A 16,343-nucleotide genomic window follows, 5' to 3' on the forward strand; every position below is an offset into this window, starting at 1 on the left:
CGTCCAGGAGGGCGTCGACGGCCTCGCACCAGGCCAACTCGTCGTCGCCGGTGTCCGCGAGCAGACCCGCGAGGCCGTCGCGGACCCACTCCCGGTGGGCGGCGCGCAGGCGCTCGTCCTCGCCGTCGCCGCGGGCGACCTCCGTCGCGTACTGGCGGATGGTCTCCAGCACCCGGTAGCGGGTCGGGGGTCCGCCGCGCACCGACACCAGGTTCCAGTCGACCAGCCGGGCCAGCGCGTCCAGCGCGACCGCGCGGGGGCGGCCCATGACCGCGGCCAGCGCGTCGGCGTCGAAGCGCGACGCGAAGACCGCGGCAACGCGCAGTGCGGCGCGCTCGTCGTGGTCGAGCAGGGCGTAGCTCCAGTCGATCGCCGCGCGCAGCGAGCGGTGCCGGCCCTCGGCGCGGTGCCCGACGGCGAGCAGCGCCAGGCGCGCGTCGAGGGCGCCGGCCAGGCCGTCCAGGCCGAGCCCGGGGACGCGGGCCGCGGCCAGCTCGATGGCCAGCGCCATGCCCTCCAGGGCGCGGCACACCTCGCGCACCGTGGCCCGCTCGTGCGCCGTGACCGGTTCGGGCGCACCCGCGGCGACCGCGCGCTCGACGAACAGGGCCACCGCGTCCCCGTCCCCGTCGGACGGCCCGGCGGCGTCGGCGATCGACAGGCCGGGCACGGCGAACACGTGCTCGAAGGGCAGCATCAGCCGGATCCGGCTGGTGGCCAGGATCCGCACCGACGGGCACGCCGTCAGCACCCGCTCGACGCAGGGCCGCACGCCGTCGACCACGTGCTCGCAGTTGTCGACTACGAGCAGCGGGTCGCGCCCGGCCAGCGCGGCCAGCAGCGACTCCGCCCGGTCGACGCCCGCGCGCTCCGGCACGCCGACCGCGTCGGCGACGGCCGCCACCACCAGCGCCGGGTCGAGCACCCTGACCAGGTCGACGAACACCGCGGCGTCGCGGTGCCCGGGGGCCAGCCGCTGCGCGGCGGCCAGGGCCAGGCGCGTCTTGCCGACCCCGCCCGGCCCGGTGGCGGTCACCAGGCGGTGCCGCCGCACGGCGTCGACGACGGCGTCGAGCTCGCGCACCCGGCCGACGAACGGCGTCAGCGGAACCGGCAGCGCGGATCCGGGCGGGACCGGCGGCACGGCGGCCACCCCACCCGACCCGGCCAGCCGGGCCAGCTCCCGCCGGTCGGCCGCGCCGAACTTGCGCAGCAGCGCCGACACGTGGCTCTCGACCGTGCGCACCGACACGACCAGTTGCCCGGCGATCTCGCCGTTGCTCAGCCGCTGCCCCAGCAGCGCGAGGACCTCGGCCTCCCGCGCGGTCAGCCCGGTGCCCACCACCGGAACAGTCTGGCACCCCGCGCGGGCCCCGCCGCAGCTCCGCGATCACACCCCGCCGCGCGGCCGGCCGTCCCGCACGTGCTCGGCGAGCGCGTGCAGCGCGGCCTCCACGTCGTCGACGACGGTGGCGGCGGACGGCGGACCGGCCTGCGCGGCCAGGAAGAGGCCGTCGAACAGGGCCTGGGCGGTGTCGGTCAGCTCGTCGGCGACGCGCAGCGCGTCCGGCTCGCCCCAGGGCAGGTAGGCCCACCGCAGACCGCGGTGGACCAGCCCGCGGGCCCCGGCGCGGACCCGGGCGACCACCTCGCCGTGCTGGTGGTCGCCGTCGCCGCCGAGCAGCAGCAGGACGACCAGCCGCAGGAACCGCGGGTGCTCGCCGATGCCCGCCACCACGTGCCCGACCAGCAGCGCAAGGCGCCGGCGCGGGTCGGCCGGCGGGTCGGCGAAATCCGCGGCGGAGACGGCGGCGAAGAAGCGCCGCGCACCGCGCTCCATCACCGCGCCGAGCACCCCCGACTTGGACCCGAAGTGCCAGTAGATGGAGCTGGGCGGCAGGCCGGAGGCCTTGGCCAGCAGCGAGATCGATGTCGCGGCGTAGCCGCGCGTGCCCATCAGGCCCTCGGCCGCGTCGAGGATCACCTCCCGCGAGCGCGCACCCTGGTCCGCCGGCGCGGGCGGGGAGACGGGCAGCGGCATTCGCAGACGATAGTGGCGCTTCGGCCGGCCGGCCCCGTCGCGCGTGACTGTTGACGGACCCCGCCACTGCGCCGTTCGGCCTGTCCGCCTGGCGTGGTCCTGACCTGTCTGGAACGCTCGCTCCAGACTTCACCGGAGATCATCCGCCGGAGGTCGTCCGACATCCCCCGGATCCCGGCAGGCCCACCATGACCACAGCCGCGACCGCCCCCAGCGGCGAGCGTGCGGCAGCCCACGTCCTCGACGGCGTCCAGGCGCCGTGGAGCGTCGGGCTCGGCCTCGTGGTCGTGCTGCTCCTGCTGGGATGGTGGTGGGCCGACCGGGTCGACGCCCGGCGGCGCAGGGCGGCCGCTCCCCCACCCGCCCCGCCCGTGCCCGGTCCCCCGCCGGGCAGCCGGGTGCTGGTCGACCCGCCGATGGTCGAGAACGACCCGGTCACCGCGGTGACCTCGGGAACCGCGGTCGTCCCGCTGCGCGACTGGCTGATGCACTTCCACCCGACCGCCGCCAACGTCTGGTCGGAGGTCACCCACGAGTTCTTCGCCGCCGCGATGGGCGACCCGCGGATCGCGAGCTTCTTCCGCACCGCCGACCTGGCCACCCTGCAGACGCACTTCCTGGCCGTGCTCATCACCGTGACCAGCGGCGGGGTCACCACCGACATGGTGAACCGGCTGCGCCACCAGCACGAGGGGGTGCGCAACGACCGCGGCGAGCCGATCAACCGGGTGGACCTGGACCGGACCACCGCCCTCCTGGTCGGGATCCTGCGCTCCAAGGCGGTCCCGGAGCCGACGCTCGACCAGGTCGAGGTCGTGCTGGCCCGGCTGGGCGAGGCGATCGTCCCCGTCCGCCGGTGAGACCGGCCCCGGTCAGGGCCGCGGGCGCTCGTCGAGCACGCGCCGGGCCTTGAACGTGGTCTCCGGCAGGGTCCCGGGGTCGAGCAGCTCGGCCGGGACCCGGATGCCCAGCACCCGGCGCAGCGCGGCCTCGACCCGGGCCGTCAGCGCGGCCCGCTCGGAGTCGACGGCGTCCGCGGGCAGGCCGGCCAGCGCCGCCGCGGCCCGCGGACCCAGCTCCGCCCGCACGGTCATCTCGTCCAGCGCGCCCTGGCGCCGGACCAGGATCTGGAACTCCGGGCCCAGCTCGTCGACCGAGCGCAGGGCCGTCTCCACCGCCGAGGGGAAGACGTTGGCGCCCCGCACGACGAGCATGTCGTCCAGGCGCCCCAGGACACCCTCCGGCAGCCGCGGGTAGGTGCGCCCGCACGGGCAGGGATCGGGGGCCATGTAGGTCTCGTCGCCGGGCGCGAACCGGATCATCGGCTGCGACTCGCGCCAGAGGTGGGTGTAGACCACCGCGCCGCGCTCGCCCACCGGGACGGGCTCGTTCGGGTCCGACACCGAGACGACCTCGGGGTGCACCTCGTCGGAGATGAGGTGGGTACCGGTGCCGGCCTCGCAGCCGATGCTGGTCTGGAACGGGTACATCTCCGAGGTCGACCCGGCGTCGACGGCGATGGCGCCCCAGCCCTCCTCGATGATCCGGCGGGTGCCGGGCAGCGACCCGCCGGGCTCACCGCCGACGAGCATCCGGCGGACCGTGCTCCCCCGCAGGTCGATCCCCATGCGCTCGGCGACCGAGAGCAGGTGGATGCAGTAGGACGGGGTCGCGCTGAACACCGTCGAGCCCAGCCGGGTGATCAGCTCCAGGTGCTTCTCGGAGTCGGTGACCCCGATCGGGAACACCGTCGCGCCGATCCGCTCCAACCCCTGCACCACGCCCCACCCGCCGAAGAACAGCCCGAACGGGAACCCGACCTGGGCCAGGTCGTCGGGGCGGATCCCGGCGCACCACTGGGCCATCGCGTGCACGTCGGCGGCACGCGCCCAGTCGGCCTTCGAGACCGCGTACAGCGTGGGCGCGCCGGAGGTGCCCGACGAGCCGTGGATGCGCGCGATCCCGCGCGAGCGGTCCGCGGCGTCGAAGGCCTTGGTGTAGCTGCCGAACGGCGGGTGCTCGGCCTGGTCGGCCACCAGCATCTTCTTGGTGATCACCGGCACCCTGGCGGTGAAGTCCGCCAGCGAGCGCACCTGGTCGGGGTGGAAGCCGTGGGCGTCGTAGTGGCGGCGGTAGAACGGCAGCTCGGTGTACGCGTAGTGCAGCTGGTGCTGCAGGCGCTCGAGCACGAGCTTCTCCCGGACGGCGGGGTCTCGGGTCTCGCGCTCCTCGTCCCAGAACCGGGGGAAGCCGCGCTCGTCGAGGGCGGTCACGACAGCTCCCTCAGGCCACGCCGAGCGCGACGTCGGCCAGCCGCTGGCGGCGCGCCATGTTCTCCCTGGCGGTGAACTGGGGCATGACGTAGCGGGCGAACAGCTCCAGCGAGCGGTTCCACTTGTCGGTGGTGACCCAGTCGCGGGCGTTGATCAGGAAGGTGCCGAAGCCCCCGGTCTGCTCCTCGAGCTCGCGGATCTGGCGCACGCAGTCCTCCGGGCTGCCGATGATCCACGGGATCTCGTCGACCATCCACTCGAAGGTGAGCTCGGCGTCGTCCATGCCCTCGCCCTTCTTCATGAGCGCGCCGAGGCCCAGGCCCAGCAGGTACTCGTAGGAGCGCTTGACGCCCTCGCGGATCTCGTTCATCGCCTGGTTGCGGCTGTCGGAGACGTAGACCTCCCGGCTGATCCGCCAGTTGCGCCGGGCGACGGCCGGGTCCAGCCCGGCCTCGACGGCGGCGCCGGTGAGGGCCTTGGCGTGCGCGCCCAGATCCGGGGCGTTCGCGTAGCCCTGGTTGTCGGTCGGGGCGAAGTAGACCGACAGCGCCTTCCAGCCCTTGGACCCGCAGCGGGCGTAGTTGTGCGTGCCGGTGAGCCCGGCGATCGCGAACGGCGGGACCTCCTGGTACGGCCCGACCTGCAGCTGGCGGTTCTCGTACTTCCAGTAGACGCCCTCGTAGCTGACCGGCTCCTCGGAGGTCAGCAGCTGCCAGATGATCTCCAGCGCCTCGTTGGTGCGCGGCGCGGCCTCCGCGCGGTCCAGGCCGAACAGGGCCTGGTCGGTGGGCAGGCCGCCGCCCCCGAAGCCGTACTCCAGCCGGCCGTGGGTGAGGTGGTCGAGGAACGCCATCCGCTCGGCCACCTGGAACGGGTCCTGGTAGGGCAGGTTGATCACGCCGGTGCCCAGCCGGATGCGGCTGGTCAGCGCGGACGCCTTGGCGATCATGTACTCGGGCACCGGGACGTTCTCGTAGCCGCCGGTGTGGTGCTCGCCGATCCAGTACTCGGCGAATCCGAGCTTCTCGGCCAGCACGATGTCGTCGATGTCCCGGTCGTAGGACAGCGTCCAGTTCTCGATCGGGGGGTGCTCGGGCATGGTGAACAAGCCGAACTGCATTGGTCGGTCCTCCCGGCGGCGCGCGTCGTTGCCGAACAGCGTTTTTGCCAAACCCTGGTTCGGCTTCGTGATCGACGGCTACAGTGACCGCCTTCACTCACCCCTGTCAAGACGGCACCTGATCGCCTCGTGGGGGACGTTGCACGAGGTGACGACCTCGCAACGGCTCCGGATTGATAACTGACTCTCGGTTTGCTTACATGGCACGACCTCGACCTCGGGAGTCCACGTGCCACACGCGATCGGCGCCGATCCGCGACCTCGGACCCGACGCTCGCCCGACGGCCGCTGGCGGGTCGCCGGGCTGCGCTGCCGGGCCTGCGCCGAGGTGGCCGCGTACACCTGGCCGGTCTGCCCCCGCTGCCGCGGACCGGTCGAGCCGGCCGACTTCGGCCCCACCGGCACGGTCTGGAGCAGCACCGTCGTGCGGATCCCGGTGCCCGGCCGGACCCCGCCCTACGCGCTGGCCTACGTCGACCTCGACGACGGGCCGCGGGTGCTCGCGCACGTCGTCGACGCGGCGGAGCCCGCCACGATCGGCGGGCGGGTGCGCCTGACCGCCCCGACCGCCGACGGCGACCCGAGGGTGGAGGCGCTCGCGTGAGCGCGGTCGCGGTGCACGGCGTCGGCACCTCCCACTTCGGGCGCCAACCCGAGCGCGACGCGATCGCGCTCGCCCACGACGCGGTCCGGGAGGCTCTCACCGACGCCGGGGTCGACCGCGTCGACGCGGTCTGGGTGGGCACGGTCTTCGGCCCGGCCGGGGTCGCCCAGCGCACGCTGCGCGCGCTCGGGATCACCGGCGTCCCCGTGCTGACCGTCGAGAACGCCTGCGCCAGCGGCACCACCGCCTTCCTGGAGGCCCACGAGGCGGTGCGCACCGGTCGGTACGGCCGGGTGCTCGCGCTCGGGATCGAGCAGATGAGCACCGCGTTCTCCGGGGCGATCACACCCGAGCCGTCGGACCCCGAGCAGCGCGGCGGGCTGGCGCTGCCCGCGCTGTACGCGATGAGCGCCGCCCGCTACCTGCACCTGGGGGCGGTGACCCCGGCGGAGCTGGCGGCGGTCTCGGTGAAGAACCACGCGCACGCCCTGCACAACCCCCGCGCCCAGTACTCGGGCTCCTACACCGTCGAGCAGGTGCTGGGCTCGCGGATGATCGCCGACCCGCTGACCGTCCTGCAGTGCTGCCCGACCTCCGACGGCGCCGCGGCCGCCGTGCTCGCCCCGGCGACCGGCGGGCCGCGCGAGGTGCGGGTGCGCGGTGCGGCGCTGCGCAGCGGGCGGGTGTGGGACCACTCGTCCCCGCACGTCTGGGGCTACGACATCGTGCGCGACACCACCGCCGACGCGCTCGCCGCGGCCGGGCTGCACGCGGCGACCGACGTGGACGTCGTGGAGGTGCACGACGCCTTCACCATCGGCGAGATCGTCACGACCGAGGCGCTGGGGCTGGTCCCGGAAGGCGCGGGCGGGAAGGCGGCCGCCGCGGGTGTGACCGCGCTGGGCGGCACCCACCCGGTCAACCCGTCCGGCGGGCTGCTCTCCCGGGGCCACCCGCTGGGCGCGACCGGGTTGGCCCAGCTCGCCGAGATCACCTGGCAGCTGCGCGGCGAGGCGGGCGGGCGCCAGGTCGACGGCGCCCGGCTGGGCCTGGTCGAGACCATGGGCGGCGGGGTGTCGGTGCTGGACGGCAACGCCTGCGTCGTCGCCGTCCTGGAGGGACCGTGAGCGAACCGTCCGGCACCGTGAGTGCGCCGAGCGGGGACGACCTGCTCGACCCGCGGGCCGTCGCCGACCCGTACCCGCTGCTGGCCGCCCTGCGCGAGCACGACCCGGTGCATTGGAGCGCGCGGTACCGCTCCTGGTTCGTGACCCGCTTCGACGACGTCTCCGCCGCCCTGCGCGATCCGCGCTTCTCCTCCGACCGGATCTCGCCCTACCGGCGGGCCAGGCTCGACGGGCCCGACGCCGACCCCGCCCTGCGCGCGGCGTTCGGCGTCCTGGAGGACTGGATGGTCTTCAAGGACCCGCCCGACCACACCCGGCTGCGCAAGCTGCTCAGCCGCGCCTTCACCCCCCGCGCGGTCGAGCGCACCCGCCCGCGGGTCGTCGAGCTCACCGACGAACTGCTCGACGCCGTGTTGCGCCGGGCCACCGGGCGCGTCGACCTCATCCGCGACTTCGCCTACCCGCTCACCGCGTCGGTGACCGCCGAGCTGCTCGGCGTCCCGCGCGCCGACCAGGACCGGTTCAAGGACTGGTCGGACCGGATCACCGGGCTCGTCTTCGGCGGCCTGACCGACGCCGGTCGCCACGCCGCGGGCGCCGCTGGCATGGCCGAGCTGACCGATTACCTGGGGCGCCTGGTCGAGCAGCACGAGCGCGAACCGGCCGACGACCTGCTCTCCGCGCTGATCAGCGCGCGCGACGACCGCGACTCGCTCAGCCACGACGAGGTCATCGCCACCGGGGTGCTGCTGCTGTTCGCCGGGCACGAGACCACCACCAACCTGATCGGCAGCGGGGTGCTGGCGCTGCTGCGCCACCCCGCCCAGCGCGCGCTGCTCGACGCCGACCCCGGCCTGCTCGGCGGGGCCGTCGAGGAGGTCCTGCGCTTCGACGGGCCGGCCAAGACGGTCGCCCGGCTGATGGCCGAGGACGTCGAGCTGGGCGGGCGGCGGCTGCTGCGCGGGCAGCGCGTGTTCCTGTGCCCGTCGGCGGCCAACCGCGACCCGGCGGTCTTCGCCGAACCGGACGCCTTCGACATCACCCGCCGCAACGGCCGCCAGCTCGGGTTCGGGGTCGGGCTGCACTACTGCCTGGGCGCCCCGCTGGCCCGGCTGGAGGCCTCGATCGCGATCCCGCGGGTGCTGGAGCGGTTGCCCGGTCTGCGGTTCCGCGACGAGGCACCGCACTGGGCCCCGGTGCTGCTGTCCCGGGGCCTGGAACGACTCCCGCTACGGTTCGACCCGTGACCGGACCGGACGACCTGGCGGAGCAGGCGCTGGCGGGGTTCCGGCTGACCGGGCGGGTCGCGGTGGTGACGGGGGCTTCCGCGGGGTTGGGCGCGTACTTCGCCCGGCTGCTGGCCGCCGCCGGCGCGGCGGTGGCGATCGGCGCGCGCCGGGCCGACGAGCTGGCGGCCACCCGCGCGGAGATCGTCGAGCGGGGTGGGCGCTGCGTCGCGGTGCCCACCGACGTCGCCGACCCGCGCCAGTGCGAGGCGCTGGCGGAGGCCGCCGTGCGGGAGTGGGGGCGGCTCGACGTCCTGGTGAACAACGCCGGCACCGGCTACGGCGCCCGCGCCGAGCGCGACGACCCCGCCCGCGCCGCCCGGCTGCTCGAGGTGAACCTGCTGGGCGCCTACCAGATGGCGGTGGCCGCGGGGCGGGCGATGATCGCCGGCGGGCGCGGCGGGTCCGTCGTGAACATCTCCTCCGCACTCGGGCTGACCGCCGGCACGGTGCCGCAGGCCGCCTACTCGGCGTCCAAGGCCGGGCTGCTGGGGTTGACCCGCGACCTCGCCCAGCAGTGGTCGGGCCGGCACGGGATCCGCGTCAACGCGCTGGCGCCCGGCTGGTTCGCCTCGGACATGACCGCGCCGCTGCTGGCCCGCGAGTCCGCGGCGGCCGCCGTGGTCGACCGGATCCCGCTGGGCCGCATCGGCGAGCCCGCCGAGCTGGCCGGCCCGCTGCTGCTGCTCGCCTCCCCCGCCGGCTCCTACCTCACCGGCACGACGCTGTGCGTCGACGGCGGTTGGACGATGCACTGATGCCGCCGCCGATGCCGCCCGCCCGGGAGGGCTGACCGATGCCCCGTCCGAGCCGCTGGCCGGACATCGTGCGCGCCGCGGGCGAGGAGTTCCGCGAGCGCGGCTACGACAACGCCACGCTGGAGGGCATCGGCGCCCGCGTCGGCATCCTCAAGGGCAGCATCTACAACTACGTCGCCAGCAAGGAGGAGCTGCTGCTCGCGGTCATCGAGCAGCCGGCGCGGGCGCTGCTGGCCGAGCTCGACCGCCTGCGGGAGGACGCCACCAGCAGCGTCGCCGTCCGGCTGCGCGAGCTGATCCGCACCCAGGTGCGCATCTTCGCCGACTACTACCCCGCCGCGTTCGTCTACCTGCAGCACATCGGCCGGCCGCGCTCGCCGGCGTTCGCCCAGTTCGACCAGATGGACCGGCAGTACACGGCGGCCATCGAGTCGCTGCTGGCCGAGGGGGTGCGCAACGGCGAGTTCTCGCTGCCCGGCGGCCCCGGGACCGCGGCCCGCGCCATCGTCGGGATGCTGGACTGGATGCAGCACTGGTTCACCCCGCGTGGCGAGCGGGCCGACCGGGAACTGGCCGACGAGATGTTCGCGCTGGCCCTGGGTGGCCTGCTCGCCGCCGGCGGGGTGCACAGCCTGACCAGGGCCGTCCCCGGCGCGGACGGCTGAACGGGGCGATCAGCCCGTGGTGGTCGCGTCCCGGTCGCGCGCCGGCGCGCACCAGTCGGTGAGCACCCGCCGGACCCGCTCGGCCGGGACCGGCCCGTCGACGGCCCACGCCACGTAGGCGTCGGGGCGGACCAGCACCGTGCGGGGCAGGTCGGCCGGCAGCTCCGCGGTGACCACCGCGATCCGGTCGCCCAGGCCGCGCGCGGCGTCGGCGACCCCGGGGTCGTCGGTGACCAGCAGGAACCGGCCGTCGCGCAGCTGCTCGTAGAGCCGCCCGCCGGGCAGGTCGGCGTCGGGCGCGCGGTGGCCGGCCAGCCGGTGGGTGTGCTCGCCGTGCGGCGGATAGCTGATGGAGACGCCGCTGACCAGGCCGCGGGGGTGGCGGCGGATGGCCTCGACGCTCAGCGCCGCGCGCATGCCCAACTGCACGAGCCGCAGCAGCGGGCGGCTGCGGACCAGGGCGGCGCGGGTGAGGCCGTCGGTCAGGCGCAGCACGCGCGCACCGACGGGGTGGCGCTCGGCCTGGTAGCTGTCGAGCAGCCAGGACGGCGCCGTGCCGCGGACGGCGGCGGCGAGCTTCCAGCCCAGGTTCATCGCGTCGCCGATGCCGGTGTTCATCCCCTGGGCGCCGATCGGCGAGTGGGTGTGCGCGGCGTCGCCCGCCAGCAGCACGCGGCCGACGCGGTAGCGCGCGGCCTGGCGCTGCTCGGACAGGAACCGCGACATCCAGCGCGGGTCGCGCATGCCGTGGTCGGTGCCGGCGATGCGCCGGAACGCGTCGCGGATCTCGGTGAGCTCCAGCGGGGCGTCCATCGGCAGGTGGTCGTTGCGCCGGTCCCAGACGATCGCCCGGTGGTAGCCGTCGCCGAAGGGCACCAGCAGCGCGACGCCCTCGGGGCTGACCGCGGCGTTGACCGCGCCGGTGCCGGCGTCGGTCAGCCGGACGTCGGCCAGCGTGATGGGGGTGCGGTTCTCCCGCCCGACGAACTCCACGCCCAGCGCGGCGCGCACGGTGCTGTGCGCGCCGTCGCAGCCCACGACGTAGGCCGCGCGTTCGGTGCGCGGGCCGTCGGCGTCCACGACGGAGAGGGTGACGCCGTCCGCGTCCTGGGTGAGGCCCACGAGCTCGACCCCGCGCTCGATGCGCACCCCGAGCTCGGCGCAGCGCCGCTCGATCGTGCGCTCGGTGATGCTCTGCGGCGTGATCAGCATGAAGTTGAACCGGCTCGGGATGCGCGTGAGGTCGATCGTGACCCCGGCGTTGAGGCCGGCGGTGGGCACGACGTTGGCCCGCGCGACGAGCCCGTCGGCCATGCCGCGGGCGTCGAGCAGTTCGAGGGTGCGCGAGGCGACCCCGAACGCGCGGGTGAGGTTGGGCTGGTCGGCCCGCTTCTCCAGGACGGTGCACTCGACACCGGCCAGGGCCAGCTCCGCGGCCAGCATCAATCCGGTCGGTCCGGCTCCGATGACGACGACCCGCTGCGACATGACTGCCTCCTCACCACTGGTGCCGCGGGATCGCCGCGGCAGTTCCGGGATCTCAACTGAATTCAACGGTACATGAATTAGGCGTCCATGACGGCTCGTGTCGCCCACGTCACGCGAGCCCGGACGCGGTGCGGCGTGATCGGGACTCACCGAAGGGTGAGATTTCCCTTCCGGAGCGGTCATGATCATCGGGCCTGGCGGGGATGCCGCCCGTCCCCCGCGGGTTGCGACGCTTCCGGGGTCGCACCCGACCGCCCGAGCCCCCGGAGTACACGATGATCAGGACCCTGCTGTCCCGCCTCGCCGCCGCCCTAGGCCTAGCCGTCGCCGCCACCGCCGCGGTCGTCGCCCTGCCCGGCACGGCCGTGGCCGGCGGGCTCTGCGAGCTGGACCGGCCCTGCAGCTACCTGACCTACAACTCCGCCACGGCGACGGTGACCGCGCGGATCTCGGACTTCGACGCCACCGAGGACGACCCCGCCGACTTCTTCCAGGTGCGCTGGACGATCAACCGGAACGGGGCGGTGCAGACCTTCCCCCAGCAGAAGATCGCCCACGACTTCCGCAACTCCTTCACCTACGCGTCCTTCGGTCCGATCGCGCCGGCCGACCGCGGCTTCGTGATCGACTACTCGGCGCAGAGCTGCATCTCCGGCGTGTTCGGCAGCAGCTGCAGCCCGTGGGAGACCGAGTCGATCGTCCCGCTGCCCTACGGCCCCGACACCTGCGCCGCGGGCTACGTCTGGCGCGACGCCTTCCCCGGCGACCACATCTGCGTCACCCCGGCCTCGCGCAACCAGGCCGCGTCGGACAACGCCGCCGCCGCGAGCCGGGTCAACCCCCAGGGCGCCTACGGCCCCAACACCTGCGTCAACGGCTACGTGTGGCGGGTGGCGCGCTCGACCGACCTCGTCTGCGTGACCCCGGCGATCCGCACCCAAACGGCCAACGAGAACGCCAACCCGAACGCCCACCGCGCCTGACCCGCACCCCCGTCGAGAACGAGGTTGTCGTGATCAACCGGGCCTGTTGATCACGACAACGTCGTTCTCGACGGCCAGGCACCCGTGGGGGCCGCGCTGGTTGGGCGAGAGCCGCGCTCGTGCGGCCGGACGGAGCGAGGGAGGGCCGTCCTCGCAGGGCGGGCGTGGTCTCGCAGCGCGGACGGGAGACTCGCAGCGCCGGCTAGGACGTCGCAGCGCGCCGGCGGGCTGCGACCACACACCGAGCGCTGCAAGCACTCACCCGGCGCTGCGAGCACGCCCGGCGAGGCGGCGCGCAGCGCCGCGAGCCGAGCCGAGGCCCCGGTGGGCGCGGTAGCGCCCACACCCCACCCGAGTGCTCCCCTGCTTGAGCTGAGGTCCCCGCTGGAAGCGCCGCCGGAGGCGCAGTAAACCGAAGCGTCACTGGGCGAGGTGACCAGCCGGCGTAACGGCGCCTTCGGCCCCGCCATGTCCGGGCGAACAGTGGGGTCCGGGCGGGTGGGCCAGGTGCCTCCGGCGGCGCCTCCGCGGCGAGCGACCTCAGATCAAGCAGGGCCCTCCTCGTAGGTGGTATGGGCGCGCTACACGCCCCCGGCTCACGCCTACGGCGCTCACCACGCGCTCGCTCAGCGGGCGCGCACCGGCACGAGAGTGGCTCTCGTCCAACCTGGCCGCACGAGAGTGACTCTCGTCCAACTCGGCGGCGTCCCCGGGGAGCGGGCGGCGTGGCGCGAGAGTGGCCTTCGTCCAACCTGGTTGGACGAGAGCGGCTCTCGTCCAACCCCGCCGGTACGCGAGCCCGAACCCACGGGGGCGGGGTCAGGGGATGAGGACGACCTTGCCGGTGACGCGGCGCTCGGCGATCCGGCGCAGCACCTTCCCGGCCTCCACCAGCGGGGCCGACTCGGGCACCGGCGGCCGCAGCTCACCGCGCCCGATTCGTCCGACGACGTCGGCGAGCAGCGCCGCGTTGCCCTCCGGCCCGGCGACCTCGCGGGCCCAGTCGCCCCAGTCCACGCCGACGACCGACCGGTTGCGCAGCAGCACGATGTTGGCCGGCAGTCGCGGGATCTCCCCGGAGGCGAAGCCGAGCACGCAGAACCGGCCGCCTGCCCGGAGCGCCCGCAGCGCGGACTCGGCCGCCGGACCGCCGACCGGGTCGACCACGACGTCGGCGCCGCCGCCGGTGGCGACCCGGATGCCGTCCTTGAGGCCGGTGTAGTCGATCGTCACCTCGGCCCCGGCCGCCTCGGCGGCGGCCCGCTTCTCCGCCGACGAGGCGACACCGACGACCCGGGCACCCAGGCTGCGCGCGACGTCGACGGCGGCCAACCCGATGCCGCCGCCCGCGCCGAGCACCACCACCCACTCCCCCGCCGCGATCGTGACCCGGCGGGTGACCGCGAAGACCAGGGTCGCGTAGCTCTCGGCCGCGGCGGCCGCGACGGCGACGTCGACCCCCGCCGGCAGTTCGACGACGTCGCCGGCGTGGGCGATGACGTGCGAGGCGAAGCCGCCGAAGCCGCGCACCGGGGCGAGCACCGCCGTCCCCGCCGCGACCGTGGCACCCTCGCCGGCCTCGACGACCGTACCGGCGACCGCGCTGCCCGGGGTGAACGGCAGGGGCGGCCGCACCTGGTAGCCGCCCCGCACGATCAGCCCGTCGACGAAGCTGACCCCCGCCGCCCCGACCCGCACCAGCAGTTCGCCCGGTCCGGGCCGCGGCGTCGGCTCCTCGACCACCACCAGCCGCTCCGGATCACCGAACTCGGTGCACACCACCCGCCGCATCGACCCACCCGCTCCGCTCCGCACCATGATCTCGACCGAGCCTGCCACGGCGGGCGCCGTGATCGCGGCGGATGCGTTCGGTGACCGGACCATCGCCGCTCGGTAACGGTGCGGACTCGGCGGCCGAGTCTCCCCCAGGGGATCCGCGGGAGTGCCCGCCGAACGACGAGGGTGCGAGACCGGTGTCCGAAGTGCCAGAGGTGACCAGCAGCGCCGCGCCGGGGCCGTTACCGGTCGACGCCGACCTCGTCGTGCAGGTGTTCGACGAGCTGGCCGCCGCGGTGGCGGTGTTCAGCGGCCCGCACCACGTGGTCCGCGCGGTCAACAAGGCGGTGTTCCTGCTGACCGGCCCGGGCCGCGACCTGGTGGGCCTGCCCTTCGCCGAGGCCTTCCACGAGCTGGGCGACCAGCGCATCGCCGAGCTGCTCGACCGGGTCTACGCGACCGGCGAGCCGGTGCAGGCCCAGGAGCGGCGGATGCTGTTCGACCGCCGCGGCACCGCGAACCTCGACGAGGTGTTCCTGAGCTTCTCCATGCACCCGACGACGGTCGGGTCCGAGCGCGGGGTCATCGCGCACGCCGTGGACGTCACCGGGATCGTCGTGGCCCGCCGCGAGGCCGAGGCCGCGGCCGACCGCTCGGCGGAGCGCTACCGGTCGGCGCGGGAGGTGGTGTGGGCGCTGCAGCGCTCGATGCTGCCCGCCCGGCTGCCGCTGCTGCCCCGGGTCCGCATGGCGGCGCACTACCTGGTGGCCGGCGACGAGAACGCCGCAGGCGGCGACTGGTTCGACGCCGTGGCCCTGCCCGACGACCGGGTGGCCGTCATGGTCGGCGACGTCGTCGGGCACGGCCCGGACGCGGCCGGGGTCATGGGCCAGCTGCGCGCGGTGATGACCCAGCTGCTGCTCGACGGGTGGGGCATCGCCGAGGTCATCGCCCGGCTCGACCGGTTCGCCGCTCGGGTGCCCGCCGCCGCCGGCAGCACCGTGTGCCTGGCCGTGGTCGACCCGGCGGCCGCCACCCTGGAGTACGCCAGCTGCGGCCACCCGCCGCCGCTGGTGGTCGCGCCCGGCGGCTGGGCCTCCTACCTGGAGCTGCCCGGGGGCGGCCCGCTCGCGGTCGCCGGCGACCCCCCGGAGGTCGCGTCGGTGCCGCTGCGGCCGGGGCATCTGGTGATGCTCTACACCGACGGGCTGGTCGAGCGCCGGCGGCGCGCCCCGAGAGCGGGAGCGGACATGCTGCGGGAGGTCGTCGCGCACGCCGGTGCCAGCAGTGCCGACCCGGGCAGTGCCGAGGGGGATCCGGTCGACCTGCTCTGCCAGGCCGCGCTGGAGGGCATGGCCGGCGACGGCTACGACGACGACGTCTCGGTGCTCACGCTCCGCCTGACCGACCCCACCCCGCCGCTGCACCTGGAGCTGGAGGCCGTCCTCGGTTCGGAGCGCGCCGTGCGCCACCGCCTGCACCGGTGGCTGTCGGAGGTGGGCGTCGACGAGGCCGACGCGCTCGACCTCCAGCTCGCGGTCGGCGAGGCGGTGGCCAACGTCGTCGAGCACGCCTACCCCGACGGCCCGGGCCCGGTGGAGGTCGACGTCGAGCACGACCGGATCGGCCGGGTCGCGGTGACCGTCGCCGACCGAGGCCGGTGGCGGCCCCACGACGCGGTGGCCCGCACGGGTTCCGGGCGCGGGCTGGCGATGATGCGGGAGACGACCGACCTCTGCGAGATCGAGCGGACCGCCGAGGGCACCGTCGTGTCGATGGACCGCGCCGTCGGCGTACCCACCGTGCTGCGGCTGACCGCGGGGATCCCGTCGGCCGGCGCCGAGGACGGTGCGGAGGGCGCCGATCCCCGGGTCGGGCTGCGCATCGTGCGCAACGAGCGCTCCGAGCGCGCCCACCTGGAGCTGGACGGGTGGATCGACGCGACGGCCGTCGCGGAGCTGCGCGCCCAGGCGATCGCGGCCTGCCGGGGCGGCGCCCACCCGCTCACCATCGACCTCGAAGCGGTCACCGGCCTGGCCAGCGCCGGGGTCCAGCTGCTGTTCGAGCTGGCCGAGCTGACCCCCGGCGGCGAGCCGGTGGAACTGCGCGCCTCGCCGCGCTCGGCGGTGATGCACGTGCTGGAGATGGTCGGCCTGCACCGCCTCGTCACGCCCGGGGCGCGGTTCCGATAGGTGCCCTCACCTGGTCGAGGGGCTTCGCGG

General features: G+C 75.0%; 14 protein-coding genes. 8 read left to right on the forward strand and 6 right to left on the reverse strand.

Features of this window, described 5'->3' with window-relative positions:
- Together KIK08_RS21575 and KIK08_RS21580 are read right to left on the reverse strand one after the other, a co-directional pair.
- Window positions 1-1,345: ATP-binding protein (locus KIK08_RS21575; RefSeq protein ID WP_308257784.1), on the reverse strand; the 1,345-nt coding region annotated here is incomplete at its 3' end.
- A 45-nt stretch (window positions 1,346-1,390) separates the two neighbouring features.
- The gene (locus tag KIK08_RS21580; protein WP_214405032.1) at window positions 1,391-2,041 is read right to left on the reverse strand and encodes a TetR/AcrR family transcriptional regulator; all 651 of its coding nucleotides are present in this window, start codon (window positions 2,039-2,041) and stop codon (window positions 1,391-1,393) included.
- A 188-nt stretch (window positions 2,042-2,229) separates the two neighbouring features.
- On the opposite strand from KIK08_RS21580, the gene KIK08_RS21585 reads away from it, so the two are divergent.
- On the forward strand, window positions 2,230-2,901 hold the full coding sequence (locus KIK08_RS21585; protein ID WP_214405033.1) for a globin family protein: 672 nt from the start codon (window positions 2,230-2,232) through the stop codon (window positions 2,899-2,901).
- A gap of 12 nt (window positions 2,902-2,913) precedes the next feature.
- Here the strand turns inward: KIK08_RS21585 and KIK08_RS41830 are convergent, their stop codons facing one another.
- Both KIK08_RS41830 and KIK08_RS21595 read right to left on the reverse strand, forming a co-directional pair.
- Complete coding sequence (locus KIK08_RS41830) at window positions 2,914-4,314, reverse strand: phenylacetate--CoA ligase family protein (protein WP_214405034.1); 1,401 nt, start codon at window positions 4,312-4,314, stop codon at window positions 2,914-2,916.
- 10 nt (window positions 4,315-4,324) lie between these two features.
- Complete coding sequence (locus KIK08_RS21595) at window positions 4,325-5,434, reverse strand: LLM class flavin-dependent oxidoreductase (protein WP_214405035.1); 1,110 nt, start codon at window positions 5,432-5,434, stop codon at window positions 4,325-4,327.
- Between the two features lie 229 nt (window positions 5,435-5,663).
- Here KIK08_RS21595 and KIK08_RS21600 point away from each other — a divergent pair, with 229 nt between their 5' ends.
- The 5 genes from KIK08_RS21600 to KIK08_RS21620 are packed head-to-tail and all read left to right on the forward strand — an operon-like array spanning window position 5,664 to window position 9,874.
- On the forward strand, window positions 5,664-6,038 hold the full coding sequence (locus tag KIK08_RS21600) for a Zn-ribbon domain-containing OB-fold protein (RefSeq protein WP_214405036.1): 375 nt from the start codon (window positions 5,664-5,666) through the stop codon (window positions 6,036-6,038).
- A complete protein-coding gene (locus KIK08_RS41835; protein WP_214405037.1) occupies window positions 6,035-7,165 on the forward strand; it encodes a thiolase family protein in 1,131 nt (376 codons plus the stop codon). Before KIK08_RS21600 ends, KIK08_RS41835 begins: the two co-directional genes overlap by 4 nt.
- Window positions 7,162-8,412, forward strand: coding sequence for a cytochrome P450 (locus KIK08_RS21610; protein ID WP_308257785.1), 1,251 nt, complete (start codon window positions 7,162-7,164; stop codon window positions 8,410-8,412). The genes KIK08_RS41835 and KIK08_RS21610 overlap by 4 nt, the downstream gene beginning before the upstream one ends.
- Complete coding sequence (locus KIK08_RS21615) at window positions 8,409-9,209, forward strand: SDR family NAD(P)-dependent oxidoreductase (protein WP_308257786.1); 801 nt, start codon at window positions 8,409-8,411, stop codon at window positions 9,207-9,209. Before KIK08_RS21610 ends, KIK08_RS21615 begins: the two co-directional genes overlap by 4 nt.
- A 38-nt stretch (window positions 9,210-9,247) precedes the next feature.
- Window positions 9,248-9,874 (forward strand): TetR/AcrR family transcriptional regulator, encoded by a 627-nt coding sequence (locus KIK08_RS21620; RefSeq protein WP_214405038.1) that lies wholly within the window; start codon window positions 9,248-9,250, stop codon window positions 9,872-9,874.
- A gap of 9 nt (window positions 9,875-9,883) precedes the next feature.
- Here the strand turns inward: KIK08_RS21620 and KIK08_RS21625 are convergent, their stop codons facing one another.
- Window positions 9,884-11,362, reverse strand: a complete 1,479-nt coding sequence (locus tag KIK08_RS21625) for an FAD-dependent monooxygenase (protein WP_214405039.1) — start codon at window positions 11,360-11,362, stop codon at window positions 9,884-9,886.
- Between the two features lie 275 nt (window positions 11,363-11,637).
- Here KIK08_RS21625 and KIK08_RS21630 point away from each other — a divergent pair, with 275 nt between their 5' ends.
- Complete coding sequence (locus tag KIK08_RS21630) at window positions 11,638-12,345, forward strand: hypothetical protein (protein WP_214405040.1); 708 nt, start codon at window positions 11,638-11,640, stop codon at window positions 12,343-12,345.
- Window positions 12,346-13,164: 819 nt separating this feature from the next.
- Here the strand turns inward: KIK08_RS21630 and KIK08_RS21635 are convergent.
- Complete coding sequence (locus KIK08_RS21635) at window positions 13,165-14,184, reverse strand: zinc-binding dehydrogenase (protein WP_308257787.1); 1,020 nt, start codon at window positions 14,182-14,184, stop codon at window positions 13,165-13,167.
- 134 nt (window positions 14,185-14,318) lie between these two features.
- On the opposite strand from KIK08_RS21635, the gene KIK08_RS21640 reads away from it, so the two are divergent.
- The gene (locus tag KIK08_RS21640) at window positions 14,319-16,313 is read left to right on the forward strand and encodes a SpoIIE family protein phosphatase (RefSeq protein WP_214405041.1); all 1,995 of its coding nucleotides are present in this window, start codon (window positions 14,319-14,321) and stop codon (window positions 16,311-16,313) included.
- Window positions 16,314-16,343: the final 30 nt, after the last annotated feature.

It is taken from the genome of Pseudonocardia lacus, from assembly GCF_018531445.1.
In the GTDB taxonomy this organism is placed as follows: Bacteria; Actinomycetota; Actinomycetes; order Mycobacteriales; family Pseudonocardiaceae; genus Pseudonocardia; species Pseudonocardia lacus.

What these genes read in the sequence shown, in the direction of transcription:
- KIK08_RS21580 (WP_214405032.1), bottom strand. Translation starts at nt 2,041, where the DNA reads ATGCCGCTGCCCGTCTCCCCGCCCGCGCCGGCGGACCAGGGTGCGCGC.
- KIK08_RS21585 (WP_214405033.1), top strand. Translation starts at nt 2,230, where the DNA reads ATGACCACAGCCGCGACCGCCCCCAGCGGCGAGCGTGCGGCAGCCCAC.
- KIK08_RS21595 (WP_214405035.1), bottom strand. Translation starts at nt 5,434, where the DNA reads ATGCAGTTCGGCTTGTTCACCATGCCCGAGCACCCCCCGATCGAGAAC.
- KIK08_RS21620 (WP_214405038.1), top strand. Translation starts at nt 9,248, where the DNA reads ATGCCCCGTCCGAGCCGCTGGCCGGACATCGTGCGCGCCGCGGGCGAG.
- KIK08_RS21625 (WP_214405039.1), bottom strand. Translation starts at nt 11,362, where the DNA reads ATGTCGCAGCGGGTCGTCGTCATCGGAGCCGGACCGACCGGATTGATG.
- KIK08_RS21630 (WP_214405040.1), top strand. Translation starts at nt 11,638, where the DNA reads ATGATCAGGACCCTGCTGTCCCGCCTCGCCGCCGCCCTAGGCCTAGCC.